The 20,497-nt window shown below is 63.5% G+C and carries 15 protein-coding genes; 5 read left to right on the top strand and 10 right to left on the bottom strand.

All coding sequences use genetic code 11. The features are described 5' to 3' along the window. Positions 1-2: 2 nt before the first annotated feature. Entirely contained in the window at positions 3-2,252 is a 2,250-nt protein-coding gene (locus ACQVDU_RS11610; protein WP_292732997.1) for a glycosyltransferase, read from the bottom strand. Positions 2,253-2,451: 199 nt separating this feature from the next. On the opposite strand from ACQVDU_RS11610, the gene ACQVDU_RS11605 reads away from it, so the two are divergent. From ACQVDU_RS11605 to ACQVDU_RS11590, 4 genes are all read left to right on the top strand, one after another. After that, a complete protein-coding gene (locus ACQVDU_RS11605; RefSeq protein WP_292732999.1) occupies positions 2,452-3,828 on the top strand; it encodes a polysaccharide biosynthesis protein in 1,377 nt (458 codons plus the stop codon). Continuing rightward, complete coding sequence (locus ACQVDU_RS11600) at positions 3,825-4,655, top strand: NAD-dependent epimerase/dehydratase family protein (RefSeq protein WP_292733001.1); 831 nt, start codon at positions 3,825-3,827, stop codon at positions 4,653-4,655. Before ACQVDU_RS11605 ends, ACQVDU_RS11600 begins: the two co-directional genes overlap by 4 nt. A 95-nt stretch (positions 4,656-4,750) precedes the next feature. Then, on the top strand, positions 4,751-5,413 hold the full coding sequence (locus ACQVDU_RS11595; protein WP_292733002.1) for a GtrA family protein: 663 nt from the start codon (positions 4,751-4,753) through the stop codon (positions 5,411-5,413). Positions 5,414-5,656: 243 nt separating this feature from the next. Next, positions 5,657-7,321, top strand: a complete 1,665-nt coding sequence (locus ACQVDU_RS11590) for an ArnT family glycosyltransferase (protein WP_292733004.1) — start codon at positions 5,657-5,659, stop codon at positions 7,319-7,321. A gap of 95 nt (positions 7,322-7,416) precedes the next feature. Here ACQVDU_RS11590 and ACQVDU_RS11585 read toward each other — a convergent pair whose 3' ends face one another. After that, positions 7,417-9,426, bottom strand: a complete 2,010-nt coding sequence (locus ACQVDU_RS11585) for an LGFP repeat-containing protein (protein ID WP_443477193.1) — start codon at positions 9,424-9,426, stop codon at positions 7,417-7,419. A 544-nt stretch (positions 9,427-9,970) separates the two neighbouring features. Between ACQVDU_RS11585 and ACQVDU_RS11580 the strand changes: the two genes are divergently transcribed. Next, positions 9,971-10,909 carry a glycosyltransferase gene (locus ACQVDU_RS11580; RefSeq protein ID WP_292733006.1) on the top strand — a complete coding sequence of 313 codons (939 nt, stop codon included), beginning with the start codon at positions 9,971-9,973 and terminating at the stop codon, positions 10,907-10,909. Positions 10,910-10,946: 37 nt separating this feature from the next. On the opposite strand, the gene ACQVDU_RS11575 is transcribed toward ACQVDU_RS11580, so the two are convergent. From ACQVDU_RS11575 to ACQVDU_RS11540, 8 genes are read right to left on the bottom strand one after another with little or no spacing between them, the layout of a single operon-like run. Continuing rightward, the gene (locus ACQVDU_RS11575; RefSeq protein WP_292733008.1) at positions 10,947-11,885 is read right to left on the bottom strand and encodes a UDP-glucuronic acid decarboxylase family protein; all 939 of its coding nucleotides are present in this window, start codon (positions 11,883-11,885) and stop codon (positions 10,947-10,949) included. A gap of 30 nt (positions 11,886-11,915) precedes the next feature. Further along, positions 11,916-12,797, bottom strand: a complete 882-nt coding sequence (locus tag ACQVDU_RS11570) for a glycosyltransferase family 2 protein (RefSeq protein ID WP_292733010.1) — start codon at positions 12,795-12,797, stop codon at positions 11,916-11,918. Between the two features lie 38 nt (positions 12,798-12,835). Further along, positions 12,836-13,729 carry a glycosyltransferase gene (locus ACQVDU_RS11565; RefSeq protein ID WP_292733012.1) on the bottom strand — a complete coding sequence of 298 codons (894 nt, stop codon included), beginning with the start codon at positions 13,727-13,729 and terminating at the stop codon, positions 12,836-12,838. Positions 13,730-13,739: 10 nt separating this feature from the next. Then, a complete protein-coding gene (locus ACQVDU_RS11560; RefSeq protein ID WP_292800321.1) occupies positions 13,740-14,981 on the bottom strand; it encodes a lipopolysaccharide biosynthesis protein in 1,242 nt (413 codons plus the stop codon). Further along, positions 14,978-16,108 carry a glycosyltransferase family 4 protein gene (locus tag ACQVDU_RS11555; protein ID WP_292733016.1) on the bottom strand — a complete coding sequence of 377 codons (1,131 nt, stop codon included), beginning with the start codon at positions 16,106-16,108 and terminating at the stop codon, positions 14,978-14,980. Before ACQVDU_RS11555 ends, ACQVDU_RS11560 begins: the two co-directional genes overlap by 4 nt. A 5-nt stretch (positions 16,109-16,113) precedes the next feature. Next, the gene (locus ACQVDU_RS11550; RefSeq protein WP_443477192.1) at positions 16,114-17,319 is read right to left on the bottom strand and encodes a glycosyltransferase family 2 protein; all 1,206 of its coding nucleotides are present in this window, start codon (positions 17,317-17,319) and stop codon (positions 16,114-16,116) included. Further along, positions 17,316-18,506 (bottom strand): glycosyltransferase family 4 protein, encoded by a 1,191-nt coding sequence (locus tag ACQVDU_RS11545; RefSeq protein WP_292733019.1) that lies wholly within the window; start codon positions 18,504-18,506, stop codon positions 17,316-17,318. Before ACQVDU_RS11545 ends, ACQVDU_RS11550 begins: the two co-directional genes overlap by 4 nt. A gap of 2 nt (positions 18,507-18,508) precedes the next feature. Next, a complete protein-coding gene (locus ACQVDU_RS11540; protein ID WP_292733021.1) occupies positions 18,509-20,431 on the bottom strand; it encodes a DUF6541 family protein in 1,923 nt (640 codons plus the stop codon). Positions 20,432-20,497: the final 66 nt, after the last annotated feature.

Raw genomic sequence — 20,497 nt, 5'->3', positions numbered from 1 at the left:
GCCTAGGCCACGGGTTCTCGTTCGCGCCGCGCACGTGGGTGCACGAGATCCCTCTCGACGGCCGAGACGAAGGCGGCCCAGGAGTGATGTTGTTCCGCAAAAACCCGGCCTCGGCTGATCAGGCCTTCTCGAAGTCCTTCCTCGCTGACCAGCCGGGCCACTGCCCGAACGTATCCCTCAACGTCCTCGGGACCAGATGTGAGCAGGCCCGTCACACCGTCATGCACGATGTCTGGCACGCCCCCTACCCCGGACGCGATCACAGGAAGCCCCAAGAGCATGGATTGGACCAGCACGAGAGGAAGGCCTTCGTTTTCCGAAGTCAGGAGCAGCGCGTCGTAGTCAGACAGGTTGATCGCGGAGAGACCGCCCGTGTACGGTCCCCGGTAACGCACTCCGGCTCGTGCAAGATCGGCCATCAACGTGTCGCTGTTTTCGGACAGCACTCGCTTGCCCCAGACGTCGATGACTGCGTCCACGCCTGCCTGGGCCAGCCCGTGAGCGATCGCCGGAAGGACGTCGGGCCTCTTCTCGATATCGAGCCGGTGAGGCCAGAGGAGCCGGACCGTCGCGGATGGGGTCGCCGGGTGAGAGATGAGTGACCCTTGAGGAGATACTTCCGCGGGTTGACGGTGCACATGAACGGCGACGTTCGGCGTCGGCAGGGCAAGGACATCGTCGATGAGTGCCGCACTGTTGCTGTTGTCAGTAAGCACGCCTGCGATGTGGTCGAGGAAGGCCCGCTGCGCGTCATCGGTTATCGGATTTGTCGGGTAACCGTCCCCGATCTTGTCGAAAGAGAACAGCGTCGTGTGCACGTCTGTCCCGTCCGTGATCGGTGCGGCGTATGCGCTCAGCGCCTCGAGAAGATGAAAGCAGTTGACCGAGACGATGAGTCGGGGACGCAACAGCACGACAAGCTGTGCGATCAGGCGCTGGCGAATCCGTAGCGGGAGTTCCAACCAGAGTGAGTCCAGGTGCACGTAATTGAGCTCGTCAGGGATGAGGTCGTCATCAGTGCGCGACACATCGAAGGTTCCCAGAATCGTCGTGCGTCCGTGGAACTCGGAGGTCTCGTTCAGTGCTCGCGCGTAGTTCAGGGACACGAGATCAGCGCCGCCGACGCCAAGCCAGGGCACCATCACCAGGGCGTCCCCACGTTCACCGATCTGGTCGAGCGCCTTCTTCAGCACTCGTCCGTAGCCGTCATCGCACGCTTCCCATGCAACCAACCCGTCGATGGCCGAAGCGGTCCACGAAATGGCCGGCTCGTAGCTCGTCGCCTCTCGAAGCGCGGCGGCGAGCGGGGGATACTCTGAACGCAGAGGGAGCTCGGCCCGCGATACTTTCCCCCGGCGGGTTGCGGCTCTCAGCGCCCATCTAGCCGACCGGTAGATGGCGTGCTTGGCCTCCCAGCTCAGCCAGCTCGTGGCGAACCGTGCCGTCGGCAGCGCTGTTCGGTATACCCGATGCGACAGGGGTGGCACGTTTTTCGTCGCCTGCTCCTCGTTGTCCTCGTTGGGCAGTGCGTCCTCGATCTCGCTCATCGAAAACGACGGCAAGATTGACGCGGAATGCCGGTTGTTGACACCGCCGGACTCTCGTACCCGATAGAAGAAGTAGGTATCGGTTGCGACATGATGCCGCACGCCCGCCGCGGTTGTCTCGATGTTCCACAGCCAGTCCTCGGGGCCGTAGCCCGTCCCTTCCACCATGGGTCGGTATGGCGTGTCCAGTAGCACCTGCCGCTCCAGGACGCTGCATGCGGGCCAGGGATTGTGGCGTATGAGATCGAGGTAGCTGACGTCGTCGGTCACGGCGGATCTAATGTGCCAAAGGAGGGAGCGGGCGCCGAAGCTGATCACGTACTCGGGATGAACGATCATGCGTTCATCGGTCGCCTCCAGTAGCTCAAGGGCCTTCACGAGATAGTCGGAGGACACGATGTCGTCGCCGTCCACCAGCGCCACGTACTTGCCCTGCGCTGCCTGCGCCGCCGCGTTGCGCGCCGCGCCAGCGTCGCCGACGGCGACGTTAATCGCACGGCTCGGAACCGTTGCGCTTCCCCTCTTCAGCTCGCGACTGATCTGCATCTGGGTATGCGGGCTTGCGTTGTCCGCGACGATGAGAAGCTCCGCCGAATAGCCGTCGGATACGACCTTCTCCAAGCCCGCGCGTACTGACCGAATCGTTGGGCGGAGTAGTCGCCCTTCGCTGTGTGCAGTCACGATGGCCGTCAGCGTGACGGTCATTGCTCGACACCCTTCCTCTTCACCCGCGCACAGCGCAGACTCGCGCGTACGCTCCCGGCTTCCCCCTGGTACCGGCCGGCCGGATCATCCTCTCATAGCGCCGCATGAGGGAACGTCGGCGACTCCCCAGCGGGCTCCCAGGCGAGGGACACGAGGTCGATAGGATTCTCGAGTTCATACACTGAGCTGAGGGGACCGGATGTCGGGTCGACGGATACTGATCGCGGGATACGGAACGGCGGGCAGGAGCCTCGCGGAGGACGTATCCAGCGCAGGCGATTCGGTCGTCGGCTACCTCGATGACCGGCTCACGGGAGTCGAGATTCTCGGGACGCTCTCTGATGTCGAGGCAGTCGTGATCGACTACGACGTCGATGCTGTCTACTTCGCTATCCCCTCGGCCTCCGGGGACGTGGTGCGCGATTTCACGTCACGTGTCACGCGAGCGGGCGTCGAACTCGCCATCATCCCCCGCACCTATCGGATCATGTCGCGAGAGCGGGTCTCGGTATCGGATCTCACCGACGTCGATGTGCTGGATTTCGTTGGTCGCGCGCCGGTGAAGCACGACATGGTGCATGCTCGCGCGCTCATTGAGGGGCAGCGCGTCTTGGTCACCGGCGCAGGCGGGTCTATCGGGTCGCGGATTGTCTCGCAACTGGCTGCCCTCGATCCCGCCCTCGTGGTGTGTGTGGACAGGTCGGAGCCGGCCATCTTCCGGCTCGGCCAGCAGTTGGGCAGCGACCCCCGTGTCCGCGTCGAGATCGCGGACGTGCAGTCCGAGTCGCGAGTCGCTCAGCTCATGGCCGCGCACGCGCCAGATTTTGTGTTCCACGTGGCTGCTTACAAGCACGTTCCTCTCATGCAGGCCAACGCGGTCGAGGCTTTCAACAACAATGTCTGGGGCACTCTCAACGTCATGCGGCAAGCCGAGGCGCACGGCGTGAAACGGGTTGTCTATGTCTCGACCGACAAGGCGGTGCACCCGACGAACGTCATGGGAGCAACGAAGCGTATCGGAGAACTCATCGTCGCTGATCTCGGTCGCCAGAGCACATCCACGCGATTCTCCGGCGTTCGTTTCGGCAACGTCCTCGAGAGCGAGGGAAGTGTTATGCAGACCTTCCGGCAGCAACTCCAGTCTGGAAGAAACCTGACGGTCACTCATCCAGATATCACTCGCTACTTCATGACAATCGACGAAGCCGCGCAACTCGTCATCCAGACAGCTACGACCGGGCAGAACGGCGAGCTTTTCGTCCTCGATATGGGGGACCCGATCCGTGTCTTCGACCTCGCGCAGAGCTTGATCAACGCCGTCAATCCGCAACTTTCGATCGACATCGTCGGTTTGCGCCCCGGCGAGAAGATGTTCGAGGAGCTCTCGTATCAGGCAAGTTCCGTGGATGCGACAACTCATCCCAAGATCTTTGTCTTGACGGAGCACGACGATCACGGTCGGGGGGAAACGCTCGCCTGGGTCGACGAGACACTCGCTGACACGCTCCAGCACAAGATCACGGACGAGGAGCTCAGGGCTCGATTGCGAGCCTTCGGGTTCTCAGCCCTCCAATGAGCGATCTGTTGAGGGCCTCCGTATTTCCGAGCACGCTTCTTGTCGGTGCTAATGGCCCGATTGGACGAGCCGTGTCACGCCTTTCCGGGGTTCACGATCTCCCCGTTGTGGCGACAAGCAGAAGCGGATCATTGGCCGTTGACGTGTCGATCCCCGCTCAGGTGGAGGCGATCCTTCGGAGCGTGCGTCCCGAGGCGCTCGTCTATCTTGTGCGGGCACCGAGAGGGGCAAGCGACCGGCAGATCGACACCGCCGTGGAGCAGATGCTTCGGGTTGCCTCACTTGCAGTCCAGGCAGGTGTGAGCCGCTTCGTTCTGGCATCCTCTGCTGCTGTCTACGGTGATCGTCATCGAGCGCCCAGGAGAGAATCGGATCCCACCGAAGGCGTGTCGGCTTACGCAACAGAGAAGATCACGGCGGAGCGTCAGCTCGAGGAGTTCGCGCTCGATCGCGGCCTATCTGCCGCTAGCGCTCGCATCTTCAACGTTTTCGGACCTGGCTGTCGGGATTCTCTCCTCAACGCGCTGGTCGAAGGGCCGCCCCCTGTTCTGGCCGTGACGCCGCACTTCGTTCGTGATTATGTGCATGTCGACGACGTCGCGAGCGCGCTGCTCCTCGCCGCCCAGCGGGATGACGTCATCGGTGCGGTGAACATCGGCAGCGGCAGGGGAGTGGACAACTCCCAGTTGGCCGCGGCGTGTCCGGATCGCTACATGGACGGCGACGCCTCGATCCGGTCGTTCAGTGTCGCGGACCCCTCGCGTGCACGCGACGAACTCGGGTGGCGCGTCAAGGCAGATCCGTTCGCTTTCGTGCGCTGCGACTAGGTGCGGGAACAAGAGCCGGCTGCGGATGGATCGGCGGCCCGCCGACAGCTGCTGCAGGTGCCCTCAAAACGAGTCGGGTATCATCAACCGGTGACATGTCGACACGGATTCCACGGGGCTCGGGAGCGTGCCGTGAGCTCTTACCGCCGTCGTACCGTCACCAGATCGCTGTCGGTGTCGTCGCTGTGCCGATAAATAGGCTAGCTGCCGGTGCAGCATCAGTGACTACGCCCGCGCGACGGGAATCTTCGCGTCGATCAGCCCGCCTCTTGGGACAGTTCATTCGGTTCCTCGGGGTTGGGGTTGTGTCCTTTGCGGTCGACTACGGCTTGTATGTGCTGCTGTTGACCTGGCTCCAGTACCTCGTTGCCAGCAGTATCTCGTTCACAATCTCACTGATCCTCAACTATGTCCTCACCTTAAAGTTCGTGTTTGTTGCTCGTCCGGGCCGGAATATTCCCAAAGAGTTTGCATACTTTCTTGGCCTCAACGTCATCGCGCTCGGATTGAACCAGGCGATCCTTCTTTTCGCAGTCGAACTGCTCGACTTCTCCGAGCTCGGGGGAAAGATCGTCGCCACGGCGGTTGTCGTCGTCTACAACTTCATCTCCCGGAAGATGCTCATCGAACGGTCGTCTCGACGCATACTTCTGCGCGAGAGGAGCAATGAAGGGCCTGGCAATGTGGAGTCGGTCGGCCTTGATCTCGAACCCCAGGTAGGCGATAAACAGTCCGCCGAGCCAACCAGTCCACAATGAGATGCCGAGCATCATCGATATTCCTGCCCCTGCCGATCGTCCGCGCCTCATTCCCACCACCCGAACGGCCTCACAATCGTGCGGCCAGGAGAAGTCAGAAGTTGCCGCTCTATGAATAGTCCTCAGCCCACAGCACTGCCCGCAAAAGCAGCTCCGCGCCTGCGTTTGGGTCCTCTCCGTCATGGCGGCCTACTCGGGGTGATAATCGTAACGCTCGGGTATCTCGCCCTCTCCATTCCTCGAATGGGCGATTTGTACGTGATTGATGAGGCGGTGTTTCCGTATGTCGCTGATGGCATCCTGAAGAACGGTGCGCCCTTTTACTACAACGGGGAACTGAGACCTGCCGACTTCGGCCTCTGGCACCCACCTCTATACGACTATCTGTTGGCCGGGTTTGTCGGCGTCTTCGGGTTCTCTCCTGTGTCCGTGCGCGCATTCGGACTCGTCTGTGTAATCGCGTCGATGTATGTGCTTTTCCTGGTTCTGCGACGCATCATGCCCAACGCGCCACAGCTCGCTTACGTCACGCTTGCCGCTCTCGTTCTTCTTAGCCCCCAGATCATCAGCGGCGCACTCGTTCCCGACATCGATGGATCGTTCGGGGTACTTGTCGTGGTTTTGGGGCTCTGGCTTGCGACCGCCGTCAAGCAGGATGCGCTATCGGTGCGGATGCTCCTCCTGCTCGTCGCTTTTGCGACACTCACCGTCGCGACGAAGTTCACGATCAGCGGCTTTGTCGCTCTCATCATCGGTGTCGCCGCGCTCCTTTCGTCATCCCAGCGTTGGATCAAGGCCATCGCAGTCGTTGGAAGCTTCGCGGCAGGAACACTCTTGTCCCTCGCGCTGCTCGTCATCACCGGCGCACTCATCGGTTTTGATGCGCGTCTGCCGTTCGACTACCTCTTTGAGTCGCTGAGTTCGCGAACGCCAGGGCGTGGTGGAGTCTCCGGCGCAATTGCCACTCTCTTTGAAGGTCCGGGTGCGACGCTCGTTTGGATTGGGCCAGCCTTGCTCGTCGCGGCGATGGTTGCCGCGGTCGCTATCCCTGTACTCAGAGTTCCCGCAGTCGATGCGCGGCTTGTCGTGTTGAGTGCGGCCTCGGGCGTCGTGATCTTGATCGGCTACGCCTTCATCTCCGCCAGCCCCTTCCAGTTCCCGAAGTACACCCCGATTGCGGTCCCTGCACTCGCGCTGGCGGCGACAACGCTCGTCAGCTTGGTGCCGCGTCGCGCATTCGAGGGTCTTCGCTCGGCACCGGGTCGCATCATCGGCGGCCTCCACATCATTGTCATCTTCGGCGGCGCCATCGGCATGTTCTTCCTCGCGACGAGGAACGAGAAGATTCACGGGCGCACGCTCGCGGATCTCGCGTTCCTCTCGCTGTGGTGTTTCGTCGCCGTCACCATTGTGACTGTCGCCGCGCTTCTGCTCGTGCGGCTCAATAGCCGTGAGCGGCCGAAGATTTCTATTGCCTCGATTGTGGCGTCCGGTGCAGTCATCGCACTCTTGCTGACACCGGTAATGGCGCAGGTTACCGCAGCTGCGGTCAACGTTCTGTCACCCTACGCAACACGCTATTACTACGGCGAGCGGGGCATGGATCGCTTCGTCAGAGAAGCGGAGCAGTTGGTTCCCGGGGGAACGCAGATCATCGGCCCCAAGGACATCGGGTTCCAGATCGATCGACGGTTCTACGAGGACGCGCTTCTTTTCGCTTCGCCAGTGGATGAGTTCCGGAGCTTCGTTGAAGACGAACGGATTCCCTTCGTCGTGACTCGCAAGAAGCACGACTACTCCGAGGCCGTCTATCCTGAGTATTTCGACGTGGTCCGCGAGTATTACGAGCCCGTCATTGACTCGCCAGACATGGATTTCGTGCTCTGGAAGCTGAAAGCCGGAGCCTAAGCCAGCGTCAACGCGTCTCGTTTCGCAACGTGTGCGGGGTGGTGAGAGCCGGCCCGTGCATTCTGCGCCACGGTCGTCCCACGGAGTGACCGATCCTAGTCTTTGCTGCCTTGCCCGTTGGTGACGGTGATGACTCCGCCTTGGAATTGTTGCGTGTAGTTGCCGTTGGTGGGGTTGGCGGAGGGGGCGCTGGTGGGGTAACCGAGGATGTTGTATTCGCGTCCCCAGTCTGACCAGACGCGGACGACCTCGCGGGGTAGCGCGAAGGTGCCTGCGTTGCTTTGGACGATCCATCCGCCGTCGTAGGGGCGGTAGCAGTTGCCGCCGTTGAGGGTGCATAGGGGGCCGGCTGATTGAGTAGCGCCGAGCCAGGTGTTGGCCAACGCGGTACCGACCCAGGGATCGGTCGAGGAGGTGAGTCTGCCTTGCCCGTTGGTGACGGTGATGACTCCGCCTTGGAATTGTTGCGTGTAGTTGCCGTTGGTGGGGTTGGCGGAGGGGGCGCTGGTGGGGTAACCGAGGATGTTGTATTCGCGTCCCCAGTCTGACCAGACGCGGACGACCTCGCGGGGTAGCGCGAAGGTGCCTGCGTTGCTTTGGACGATCCATCCGCCGTCGTAGGGGCGGTAGCAGTTGCCGCCGTTGAGGGTGCATAGGGGGCCGGCTGATTGAGTAGCGCCGAGCCAGGTGTTGGCCAACGCGGTACCGACCCAGGGATCGGTCGAGGAGGTGAGTCTGCCTTGCCCGTTGGTGACGGTGATGACTCCGCCTTGGAATTGTTGCGTGTAGTTGTCCCAATTCGTGGGTGTGGGGTCAGAGGTCGGCATTCCGAGAATGTTGAGCTCGCGTCCCCAGTTGGACCATGTCGTCACGCTCGAATTTGGCACGACACGAATCCCGATATCGTCGTGCGACACGACCCACCCCCCTTCGAAGACCTGTATGCAGAACCTGGAGGAGCTGCACTGCGCATCGGTGAGAGGCAGGCCGAGCGGACCGTACTCCCTGCCCCAGTAGCCCCAGACTGTTCGGACATCCGTGGCGACCAGGCGCACACCGATCCGATCGTTAGAGACGAGCCAGCCCCCTGCGAACTCCTGGCGACACGCGTCCTGCATGTCCGCGCACGACCGGGCAGATGCCGGGAACCCCAGGGGGCCGAACTCTCGCCCATAGTTTCCCCATGTGGTCGTATACGCATTTGTCACAGCAAAGACGCCTGACGGTCCCCGTGCGATCATCCCTCCCTCGAAGGACTGCACACAGCCTTCCGAGGAGCAGCTGACTGCGGAACGCGGGTGACCCAGCCAGGCTCGGTTGGCGGCATATACGTCCGCAAACTCTGCTGGTACACCAAAACCTTGAGTCGAGCCGAACCAGTCCGTGAAGTAGTTGAAGAAGTTCCGATTGCCATAGCTCGAGCAGGCGTCACCGAGGCCGTACCCGGCCGAGAGAGCAGCTTGATTCGGCTGGTAAGGCGTGTAGTAGTAAAGATTGGCCGTCGCCTGGTTCTCGATGAAGACTGGGCCTCGGCCACATGAGGCATTCGGGTGGTAGAGCACGTTCCAGGTGCGTCCAGGCGAATACCACGTGAAGAAGTTACTTGTACCCGGCGGGTTGGCGTAGCGCTTGAGCTGCCACGCGCCACCGTGCACTTGGTTGAAGAGGCCGTAGTAGCGGACGTCGCATGCCGCGGTATCTGGGCATCCTTGGCCCATAGCGGCCTGGTAAGCCCACGAACTTGGCGCAGTCGAAGTAACCAGTCCCTGCTCCTTCTGGAGCATCACCAGGATCACCTGCGGATTGATCCCGCAGGCTTGCGCGACCTTATAGATCACCCGAGAAGCGCGTTCGACTTCACCTCCGGCGTAGGCGCCGCACATTGCATCTGAAGCGATCGAACGGGTTTGCACATAGTAGTCCTTCAAGCACGTGTAGCCCGATCTACATGTAGCCACCTTGCTCTCGAGGAACGACTGAATCTGCGCCTCGGACATCGTGCCCGCGTTGAAGAAGACCGCGTCGCTGATGATGTTTCCCGGTTTGAACTGGCTGAGATCGGCCGTCTTCGCAATCGCTGACGTCGGACCAATATCGCTTGACATGCGGACGCTGCCGTTCGCCTCTGCGCCACTAGACGCACTGGCACCCGTGACGAGTGCCGCCCCAACCAGCAGCGGCGCGGCAATAAGAGCCCATGCGCGGCTTATCCTCCATCGGAGAAGCGTCGGGCTGGATCTCACTACGCGCGCCATCGTCCTATTGTCCCCGACGTGGCCCCAGCGGACGTCGTCGGCGGCTGCGTGTTTTATGCTGCTCGGGTCGCCGGACATCGAGGCTTGTTCTCGTTCCTCTCCTTCGCCGCTCGGACGTCTCGGTCTTCTGGAGCGAATGGTTCGGGGACCGAGATGTCGCACCTAGACTTGGTCCGTGATTCGCGCGACGCCTAATACTCTTGCTCACCGTGGTTCGAGCTGGCATCGGATGGTTCGGCGAGGCCAGGGCACTCCGTGCAGAGCGGCGTTCCACCCGGGAGGCGCCGTCTCTAGGGACAGAGGCTAGTCCGTGTCTATCGCGCCCAACTCGCGAGTCGTTTCGGCGGGAACGCGTGTAGCTCCTCTTGCCCTCTGGGGTGCGGTACTTGCGGCTGTGGGACTGTTCGTCTTCACGGTAGCTTCGTTGATCAACGTGCCAATCAGGCTCGCTTTTCCGGTTGCCGACGGTTTCTTCCGTGACGTTGTGTGGATGTCCGGCGCGCCCCTCACTCTCGGTACCGTTCTCATCCTCGCGGATTTTCTTCTCTTCTATCGTCGGCGCCGCCAGGGGCATGAGCTATCGCGCGACACTGTAGATCGCTCTGCGGTCACGGTAGTGCTCACGGCATACAACGATGAGGCGAGTATCGCTAACGCCGTTTCGGACTTCCTCGCGAACCCTCTCACGAAGCGGGTGGTGGTCGTCGACAACAACAGCGCCGACGGCACGGCCCGTGCTGCAGCGAATGCGGGTGCGACCGTCGTCGTTGAGGAAAAGCCAGGATATGGTCGTTGCGTATACCGAGCGCTGAGCGAAGGGGCGAGCTACACCGACACGGAGCTCGTCGCACTGTGCGAAGGCGACATGACCTTTCGAGCCTCCGATCTGGAGAAGCTCCTTGCATATATTCCGCACGGTGATGTCGTAAACGGTACGCGTATCGTGGAACAACTGCGCGAGAAGGTCACGCAACTCACCACATTCATGTTCTGGGGCAACTTCATCGGTGGAAAGTTTCTTGAGTTCAAGCACCTTGGCAGAGGCACAGTCACTGACCTCGGCACGACCTACAAGCTCTGCCGCTCCGCCTTCCTTAGAGACCATCTCGCAGACTACGACCCGAGCGTCAATCTTGAGTTCAACGCTCACTTTCTCGATGTCACACTCAAGAATGGCTTCAAGCTGGTAGAGGCGCCCATCACTTTTCACGCGCGAGAGGGTGAATCGAAGGGCGGCAATGTGTCGAATTCGAGAGCCACTCGCGTAGGTCTCAAGATGCTTACGGGTCTGCTGATCTCATGGAGGTTGGTGCGTACCCGGGACCCTCGGTGAGCTCACACGTAGCTAGACGCGGGCGTGAAACAACGCGTCAGGCGACGACACCGCGAAAGTAGTCGACTGTCTGGGTGAGGCCGCGACGCAATTCCACGGTGGGTTCCCAGCCGAGCTCGCGGCGAGCAAGGGTGATGTCGGGCTGCCGCTGCTTCGGGTCGTCCTGGGGCAGCGGGCGGTGTTCGATGCCGGAAGAACTGCCGGTGATCTCGAGTACGGTCTGCGCGAGCTCGAGCATGGTGAACTCGCCCGGGTTGCCGACGTTGATCGGGCCCGTCACGTCGTGTCCCGTGTTCATGAGGCGCACCATGCCGTCGACGAGGTCGTCCACGAAGCAGAACGACCGCGTCTGCGAGCCGTCGCCGTAAATCGTGATGGGCTCGCCACGCAACGCCTGCACGATGAAGTTCGAGACCACACGGCCGTCGTTGGGGTGCATGCGAGGCCCGTAGGTGTTGAAGATGCGAATGACCTTGATGTCGAGGTCGTGCTGACGGCGGTAGTCGAAGAACAGCGTCTCGGCCGCTCGCTTACCCTCGTCGTAGCAGGAACGCGGGCCAATGGGATTGACGTTGCCCCAGTACTCCTCGACCTGCGGATGCACGGCCGGGTCCCCGTAGACCTCCGAGGTCGAGGCCTGGAGGATCGGTACGCGTAGCCGCTTGGCCAGCCCCAGCATGTTGATGGCGCCCATCACGCTGGTCTTGGTCGTCTGCACGGGATCGTGCTGATAGTGCACGGGCGAGGCGGGGCAAGCCAGGTTGTAGATCTGGTCGACTTCGAGGTACAGCGGGAAGGTCACGTCATGACGAATGACCTCGAACCGAGGATTGGGGAAGAGGTGTTCGACGTTGCGGCGACTGCCCGTGAAGAAGTTGTCGACGCAGATGACCTCGTGTCCCTCGTCGAGCAGACGCTCGCTGAGATGGGATCCGATGAAGCCTGCGCCACCGGTGATCAGAACTCTCGATGACACCGCCACAGCCTAGCATCGGTGCCCTGCGCGTCAGCGGGTGGTCGAGACCATCCTCCGCTGCCCAAACGTGCGGCCCAGCGCGCCTTCGAGGCGTCCGGCGAACATGGGCCACCCGTCGCTGACTCGCACCGGCCTCGGATTGCGGATGCCGTAGAGCAGTCCGGCTCCGACGAAGGCGGCGCGCCACCAGAGCGGGTACCCATGCACGCTCACCGCCCGACCTGTTCCTCTGCCGTATGCCCGCAGCTTTCGGCGACGTTCGGTGTCGGTGAGGCCGAAGGCTGTCGAGATGCCGTCCACGTGGACGGCGCGGTCGACCCAAACGAAGGAGTCGACGACGGCAGGGCGGGTCTGCATCACCCGCAGCAGCAGGTCGGTACCTTCCGCGACCTGCCACGGGGTGTCGGCGCCCGGTCCGATGCTCTCGTCGAAGCCGCCGACCTCATCGAAGAGTGACCTCTTCATGAGGATGCCCATCTCGATGACGCTCCACACGTTGAAGATGTCGAGTCGGGTGCCCGGGTCGGGAAGAGTCGTCTTGGGCCCTCGCTCGTCCCATGACGTGAACCCGCCCACCAGGAAGCCCGGGGCGGAGACCACTCCGCGGAGCGACGTAATCGTCCCGCGTGGATAGCTCGTGTTGTCGTTGGGAAATGTCACCACGAACTCGCCCGGCGGAAGCGCCGCGACGCCGGCGTTACGTCCGCGCGACGCCCCGCGTTCGGACGTCGTAACAGTGACAGGTAGGCCGCGCCTGGCGTATTCGTCTGCCAGTATCGCCACTGCTTCGTGGTTACCCTGCGCGACGAAAACGACCTGGTCGTTCGGTGTCAACTGCCCATCGAGAGAAGCGAGCAGGGCGCGGAGGGCGTCGATACGCCCGAGCGTGGTGACGATGAGCCCAAGATTCACGATCTCCATTCTGCCTGGGGGTCCGTGCTGTGTGTCCGTCACGGGAGTTGCTCGAACGCAAGGTACGCCGGGTCCGGTGCGTGTCTACCCAAGCGCCATCCCGCGAGCACGTACCTCGCGCCTCGCACGTCACCCGATAGTGCTGTGACGGCGGCCTTGGTGGCGAGGCGAGCAAGGCCGAACGCCGTGGTCCGACCACCACGGAGGGTGAGAAAGTGCCGGAACGCCTGGCTCGCGTAGGCCAGAACCCGCGAGCCTGCACGCGCGTGAGACGACGACACGGCGTGAACCAAGCGTGCCTCCGCAACTTCGGCGAACCCGACCTCGGCGTCGGCCAGTCGAAACCCGTACTCAACGTCCTCCCAATACATGAAAAAGCGCTCGTCGAGCATTCCGGCTCTCGAGATCGTCTCTCTTCTGAGGAGCACGCACGCCCATGTCAGGAAATCCGGCCGCTCTCCCGACCGCGGCTGTCGGATACTCCAGGTCCAACGGTTGAGCACTCCGCCTGCCGAGAAGAATCTGCCTTCGGGAGTGACGATACGCGGCCCGACGATTCCGAGCGATGAGTCTCGATCGAGTGCATCGCTCAACTTCGCGAGGTCATCGGGGTCGAGGGTTGCGTCATTGTTGATCACCAGCAGTCTCTCGATCGCAGAGTCTTCGAGGAGATCTCGCATACCGGTGTTCACGCCCACCGCGAATCCCGTGTTCGACGCCAGCTCATGGAAGGACAGCCGCGGATCGGCGCTGAAAAAGGAAGCGATGCGCCCGTCCGCTTCGTTGTCGACGACCACGATTCGGGCGACGTGAGGGCTGCGGAGCAGCCGGTCAACACATTCACGCGTCTGCGCGCGGTCGCGCCATGTGAGAACGACCGCACCGATAGCGGGGCGGGGTGCGGGCGAAGAGCCATCGCTTGGCTTCGTCATCTGTGCGATCTCACTTTCCTACAGGCGGGGTCTCATGCCATGCCCTGACGGCCGCTGCGCACGGAGCCCAGAGCAGCAGGGTGGACAATCCTTCGGTGACGGCGTAGCCGATCGCCGCGCCGATGGGGCCGATCGTGATGGCCAGTGCGATCATCACAGGTATGCCGACTGCGCTCGCGATGAGTGAGGCGCGAACGACCACCCGCGTTTGGCCCGCGGGAAAAAGTACGTGGCGCATCATCGACGTGCGCAGCGAGAGGAAGGCGAACACCAGCCCCATGGTCGCGAGGATCGCGTAGCCGGCTGCTGCCGCCTCCCCGAAGAGGATGAGGCTGGCCCAGTGTCCGAGAACAGCGAGCGCGACGCCACCCACGAGTCCGAACCCTCCGTGTGCGGCGAGGGCAATGCGGACGCGACGAGCGCGCTCGCGCCCACTGACTTCACCCACCCAACTCTGGAGCGCACTGGCGAGGGTGAAGGGGAGGATGCTGCCGAGCTTGAACATCTTGTCGGCGGACGCGAACCCCGCGGCCGCCTCGGGTGCAGCAGTGACATTCACGAGGGGGGCGGGAACGCTCGAGTACGCGCTCTGCGTCGCGTCGTTCAGGGCCACCGGGAAGCCGCTCCGCAAGAGACTCGGAATCTCGCGGAGCGAGGGCCAGGATCCCGGCTCCTTTCGCAGTAGTCGCCACGTGAACACCGCCGTTCCCACAAGGGTTACGAGGATCCCGGCGATGGGGTAGACCTCGACGAATCCCGTCGCGGCGATGACTACGGAAGCGGCGATGGTCACGATGAGGCGCGGGAGTGCGTCGTAGAAGATGATGGTGCGTGGGTCACCGACGCCCGCGCAGTACCAGGTGAACGACAACGCGATCACAGCGCCTTGGGTGCCCATCAGGACGGTGAGCCATTCCGCGCCAGGTGAAGCGATAAACCAGCAGATGATCGCGAGCGCGGGAATCGCTACCGTTGCGATGAGGAGGCGGACGGCGATCGATTCGCGGTACAAACGAGCCCGATGAGCGTCGTCGAGCGCAACCGATACGAGTGCCGGTCCGATCGCTGCCCATCCGTAGCCGACGACGATGGCGATGAATGTCCCGACAGCCTCGCCGGCGATGGCGCTGGCCCATCCGCCAGGGCCAGCCGTTCTCGAGACGAGAGGCAGCACCACCAGCGGTGATATCGCTGACAGCGCCGGCGGGAGCATAAATCCGAAGAGGCGCCTGCGCATGCTGAGGCTGCTCATCGTCTCGATCCGCGCCGGGACCGGTCGAGTGCATCAGCCAAGGCCTGCGCAGTGGCCTGAGCGGCGCTCTCCCAGGTGAATCTTGCGGCCCACGTGAGCGCTGCCTCGCGATTGTCCGTATCCCATGGAGTGCCGAGAGTGCGCTGGATCGCATCGGCAAGCGAGCGGGGCTCGCCGACTGGTACGTAGCTCGCGACGCCGCCGCCTACCTCTCGAAGCACGGGAATGTCGCTCGCGATGACGGGGACGCCTCGACGCAACGCGTCCAGCACAGGTAACCCGAATCCTTCTGCTCTCGACGGGCAGACGTACACGGCCGCCACCTGGTAAAGGGCTTCGAGCTGGTCGCGTGTCACCCAGCCGGGAAGGATCACGTCATCGTCAAGTCCTCGCCGAGTCACCTCCGGAGCCAAGGGGTCAGGGAGCTTGCTTCCTGCGATGACTGAAACTGGCCGATCCTTGGGGTGGATACGACTCAGGGCGTCCAGGAGACCTTCCAAATTCTTATGTGGAAGGCGACTGCCTGTGCTCAAGAGGACCGACCGGTCCCGAGGAATACGCAGATCGGCGATCGCTGCCCAGGGGTCAGCGACGGGGCGGGGTGCCTCGCTGCCGTTATGGGCGATGCGAATGCGATCGTCGGGGACGCCCAATAGGTTGTGGATGCTGGCCGCAGCCGCATGAGAGACCGTGAGAACGAGGTCAGCGGTGCGCGCTGAGCGGGTCATCAGCCATGACGTCGCCGCGCGCTGCGCGCGTTCCCGGCGACTGCCGGGCACTTCGTCATAGATCGCATCGTGCACGGTGACAACCCGCGGGACACCGTGGACGATCGGCCCGAAGTTCGCCGGCGCCCAGACCAGGTCAGCGCCGTTGCGCCTTGCAAAGGTATCGGTAGCGACGATCGCGCCTGCTGCCCAGCTCGCCGGGCCAGCGCCGACCCACCCGAGCGTATGAACACGTCCAGGGAAGAATTCGCGCACGTGTTCGGTTCCCGCGCGACCGGTGAGCGCGGCGAACTCGATCCCCGGCAGAAGCCTCGGAAGTCGAGGCAGCAGTTCGCGCGCGTAGGTTTCGGTCCCTCCCCTCAGGCCGGTGAAGCCGAGCAGATCGACGAGGATTCGCACGCCGTTCAGCTCTCGATCACGGCATCCGGACGTTGCTCGCGTCGTGGAGTCGTCAGGACGCCCGAGAAGAAGCTCATCATGATCGTCTGGAAACCGAGGATCATGCCCAGGGCGCTGGGGATGGCGATCCGCACGACCTCAGCAGCGTCCTGCGGCCCGAAGTCGAGGCTGCCCCAACGGATGACCTGCGCGATACCTATCCCCACGCCCAGCACGAAGAGCGCCACACCGACAAGCAGCCCCCGCTCCGCCGTCCATCGGGCGGCCACTCCCCGAAACTGCGCACTCGTCGGGAGGAAGGCCTCCTGGGTCGCGTAGAGCTTGGTGAGCCAGAAGAACAGGAGCGACTGGTATCCGATGACGCACAGGGCGCTGGCGTAGACCATCGTCGTGACATCGAACCCGATGCCGCCAATGCGGACACCGCCGAATGAGAGCACGCCCACGGCGATCGCTCCGAGGAAGAACGCCACCAGCCCGGGGTAGACGAACAGCCACCGCGGCGCGAAGATCAGCAGGAACCGCAGGTGTCGCCATCCGTCGTGCCAACTCCGCAGGTGGGGCGGGCGAGAGCGGCCGTCCTTCTTCAACGTTGTGGGCACTTCTTCGATGCGGTACTTGGGGCGCGCGAGGGTCGACTTGACGACCATTTCGGAGGCGAATTCCATCCCGGTCGTCTGAAGATCGAGATCCCGGATGCTGTCACGGTTGAACCCGCGCAGCCCGCAGTGGAAGTCGCCGATGTTCGGGCGGAAGAAGAGCTGGCCGATTCCCGAGAGCACCGGATTGCCCAGGTATTTGTGCAACGGGGGCATCGCCCCGGGAGCTATTCCGCCACGGAATCGGTTGCCCATCACGAGGTCGGCGCCGTCCCGGAGCCGATCGACGAACGGCTGCAGGTTCTCGAAATCGTAGCTGTCGTCAGCGTCGCCCATGATGATGTATCGACCGCGGGCGTTCTCGATGCCGTTGATGAGCGCCGCACCGTATCCCCGCCGAGGGGCGTGGGACACGCGCGCGCCCAGGCGCCGCGCAATCTCTTGGGAGCCGTCTGTGCTGCCGTTGTCAGAGATGAGCACCTCGCCGGCGATGCCCGACCCCTCGAGAAAGCCCTGCGCCTTGCGTATGCAGACCTCGAGCGTCTCGGCCTCGTTGAGGCACGGCATGAGGATCGTCAGCTCGAGTTCGGCTGCGTCGTTCGTCGCGGTCACGGGAGGTGTCCTTCGTTCGGGTGGCTGGGGGCGGGGTGTCCGTCGATCGCCGCCACGATGGCATCCATCGTCCGGGAGATCGTGCGGGTCTGTACCGCATCCTGGTACCACTGGTAGGTCGAGTCTCGCAGCCGATCGCCGTCGCGTACGCACGCGACGATCGCTGCTGCCAGATCGTCGGCAGCGTCGGATGCGGCGACGTAGCCGTTGACGCCGTCATCCACGAGTTCTGTCGCTGCGTTTCCCTCGTCGGCGACAAGCACGACGGGCGTACCGTGGGCTGCCGCCTCGACGACGACCAGGCCGTAGCCTTCGCGGCGGGACGGGTTTGTCAAACACGCGGCTGTTGCCATGAGATCGGTGAGTTCTTCCTGCTCGATAAAGCCGGGCATCCGCGTCCATGCGCTGCCACCGACGCGGCCTACCTCTGCGCGGACCTGTTCCGTCGTGGCTCCCTCGCCGAGGATCACGAGTTCGAGGTCGGGAACCGCCGTTCGGGCTGCCGCAACCGCCGCGGGGAGAGACTCGACGCGTTTGTCGGCGATGTGACGGCCCGCGTAGAGCACGAACGGGGGCTGTGTCGCATGCCTGGGCGGACTACTCGCTGTGGTGCCGTCGATGAGGCCGGGGCTGACAAGCAGTGTGCCGCGGAAGTCTTCGCCACGGAGGCGATTTGCGCTCAGTTGCGAGTGACAGGTCGCAATTGGTGTCATCGCGATGGCGACGCGCTGCAGCAGCCAAGCGATCGTGCCCATGACCACGCCGGAGTAGGCGATCCACTGCGCCCGCCCCCATACTTCGAGATAGTCCACGATCAGAGGTGTTCGTGAGCCGATGAGGGCAAGCCGCGCCGCGAAGACGTTGAGCACGGGCAGGCCGCTGACGATGACCGCGCGCGTGCTGCGCCGTCGGCGCCGGAGCGCCCCGAACACGCCTGTGGCAAATCGCAGTGCCGCGCCGCTGCGTCGCACGCCCGCGTCGTCGTAAAGACGAAGCCGACCGGTGATCGCCTCGATGCGGTACGGAGCCTCTGGTGCCGGACCCTCCCATTGGCGCGCGGTGAGGTACTCGACGTGCTCGCCGCGCGTGATGAGGTCGCGGGCGAACGCGTCGTATTGGCGCTCGCCGCCGCCCTTGGTGAGGGGGTAGAGACAGTCGAAGACTATGGCGATATCGCGTCGTGTCATGCTCAACAACCCACGACCTGGAACAGTCGCGCGTCGCCCTGCGAGTCGACCAGTTCGAGGTGCTCGCCGGGAGCCAGATTCTGGATCCCGGCGTACGCCTGCGCGCCTTCGGCGCTGTCGAGAATGTCGCGATCGCCGAAATCGAGGACATAGTCGACCCCCAGCGCGCGGATGCTGCCACACACGCGCGGGTCTTCGTCGATGTCGCGAAGGTGGGCGTCGAGGTACAACTCGTCGTCGCTCCGCGTGCCGAACACGTGCATCTCTGTAACGTCCCGCCCCGCGATGGCCAGAGCGAGGGAGGCACCCGTGCGAGGGCTGCCCGCGATCAAGGCATCCTCGGGGACCTCGTCGCCGAGGCGCTCGAGCAGTGCGCGCTCGTCCGGGCTCAGCAGGAGAGAATCCGGAGTCGAGGAGTAGGCCTCCCTGACCTGCGAAAGCGCACCGCGTACATTGCCGGCAGCAGCCACCGACAGGGTGAAGACGACGAGGACCGCGACGATCGCTGCGCCTCGCGCGCTCCGGCTCCAGGACCACGAACGCATCAGGTCGCCGAGGCGATCGGCAAGATATGCGCCCCCGAGTGCCGCGAGCGGGATCATTCCCATGGGGAGCATGGCGGCCAGGCGATTGGCGTCGTTGTACCAGGGATTGGTCAGAGCTTCCCGGAGGAAGAACTCGCGGGGCGTGCCCGATGCAATGACGAAGAGGAACACGGTGACAGCGAACGGTACGGCGACGACGAACAATGACGGGCGCCGAACGATCGCGACCACCGCGGCACCCAGAAGAACCGCGGCGACGAAGGCCGGCGCGAAACCTCTCGGCGCCGCGAGAAGTCCCTCGCCGAACGCCTGGGCGGCGGATTGCCATCGGTCCCAGCCGGAATGCTCCGCGGACGTCCGGCCGGCGATCCACAGGATCAGCCCGAATGCGAGCAATGCGGCGGCGCCGACACCAGAGCGCACGGATGCGCGAAGCGTGCGCACGTGCAGGGCGTGCTGCAGCAGCTGGATCAGCACCAGGGGAGTGGACAGCGCGTATGCGACCAGCAGCGCGTTCGGATGGGCGAGGAACGCGCCGCCGGCAAGGAGCAGGAGCAATGCCACGTCGCGCAGGAGCAGCGGGCGGGGACTTCGGCCGAGCCGTATTGCGACGGCGATGACCGCGGGAGCGACCGCGTACCCGGTTGCATTGGGGTAGAGCACACCCCAGTTGAAGAACAGCGCCGGGAAGGCGCCGAACCCCGTGGACAAGACCGCTGCAGAGACGGCCACCGCCGCGCGTTCCCCGGCAAGGGTGAGGGCGAGCCCGGTCACGGATGCGGGCCAAAGAAGCGCCGATACGGCGATGTTTGCGACGTTCACCGCGACGGGCACCGTCGCGCTGGTGGTCACGGACACCAGGGACGCGAGGGCGTGCCAGGCATTCGGATAGAACGCGATGTCGGACGTGGCGCCGATGTTGAACGCCGACGCGTTGGCGGTTTCGACGGCGTACCGAACGCTGTTGAGATGAACGATGTTGTCGAATCGCTGAGCGATGTTGTCGGGGTCCGCGAACGCCCACACCAGCTGTGCAGAGATGACGACGAACGCCGTTGCCAGTGCGCCGACAGTCCACCACACGAGGTGTGGCGTGTCGGCGGGGCTTGCGAGCCCTCGGGCAAGTCGACGCAGACCGAACGCGACAGCGCCAATGAGGATCGTGAGCGCGAGAACGGGGAGAAACGACCATCGCATGCCCACCAGAGGAGCGAGTACGGCAGCCGCGGCGATGACGGCCGCCGAGGTCGCTGGTACGAGCAGTAGCGTCTTGGCGTTTCGGATTCCCCAGCCGGCGGCGACAATGACCGCCCCGGGGAGGATCAGCGCGAGTACCGCCACCGTGAACGGCGCGATCGCAGCCGACCAGCTCTCGATCATGTGCCTGATCGCCCCTTCGTTCGGTCAACGCATCATGGTAGTAGATGCGTCAGTTCACTCCCTGCG

Origin of the sequence: Microbacterium sp. F2, from assembly GCF_052274505.1 — a bacterium.
GTDB lineage: Bacteria > Actinomycetota > Actinomycetes > Actinomycetales > Microbacteriaceae > Microbacterium.
The sequence above is the reverse complement of the archived record's forward strand: the minus strand, read 5'-3'. Positions and strand labels throughout refer to the sequence as shown.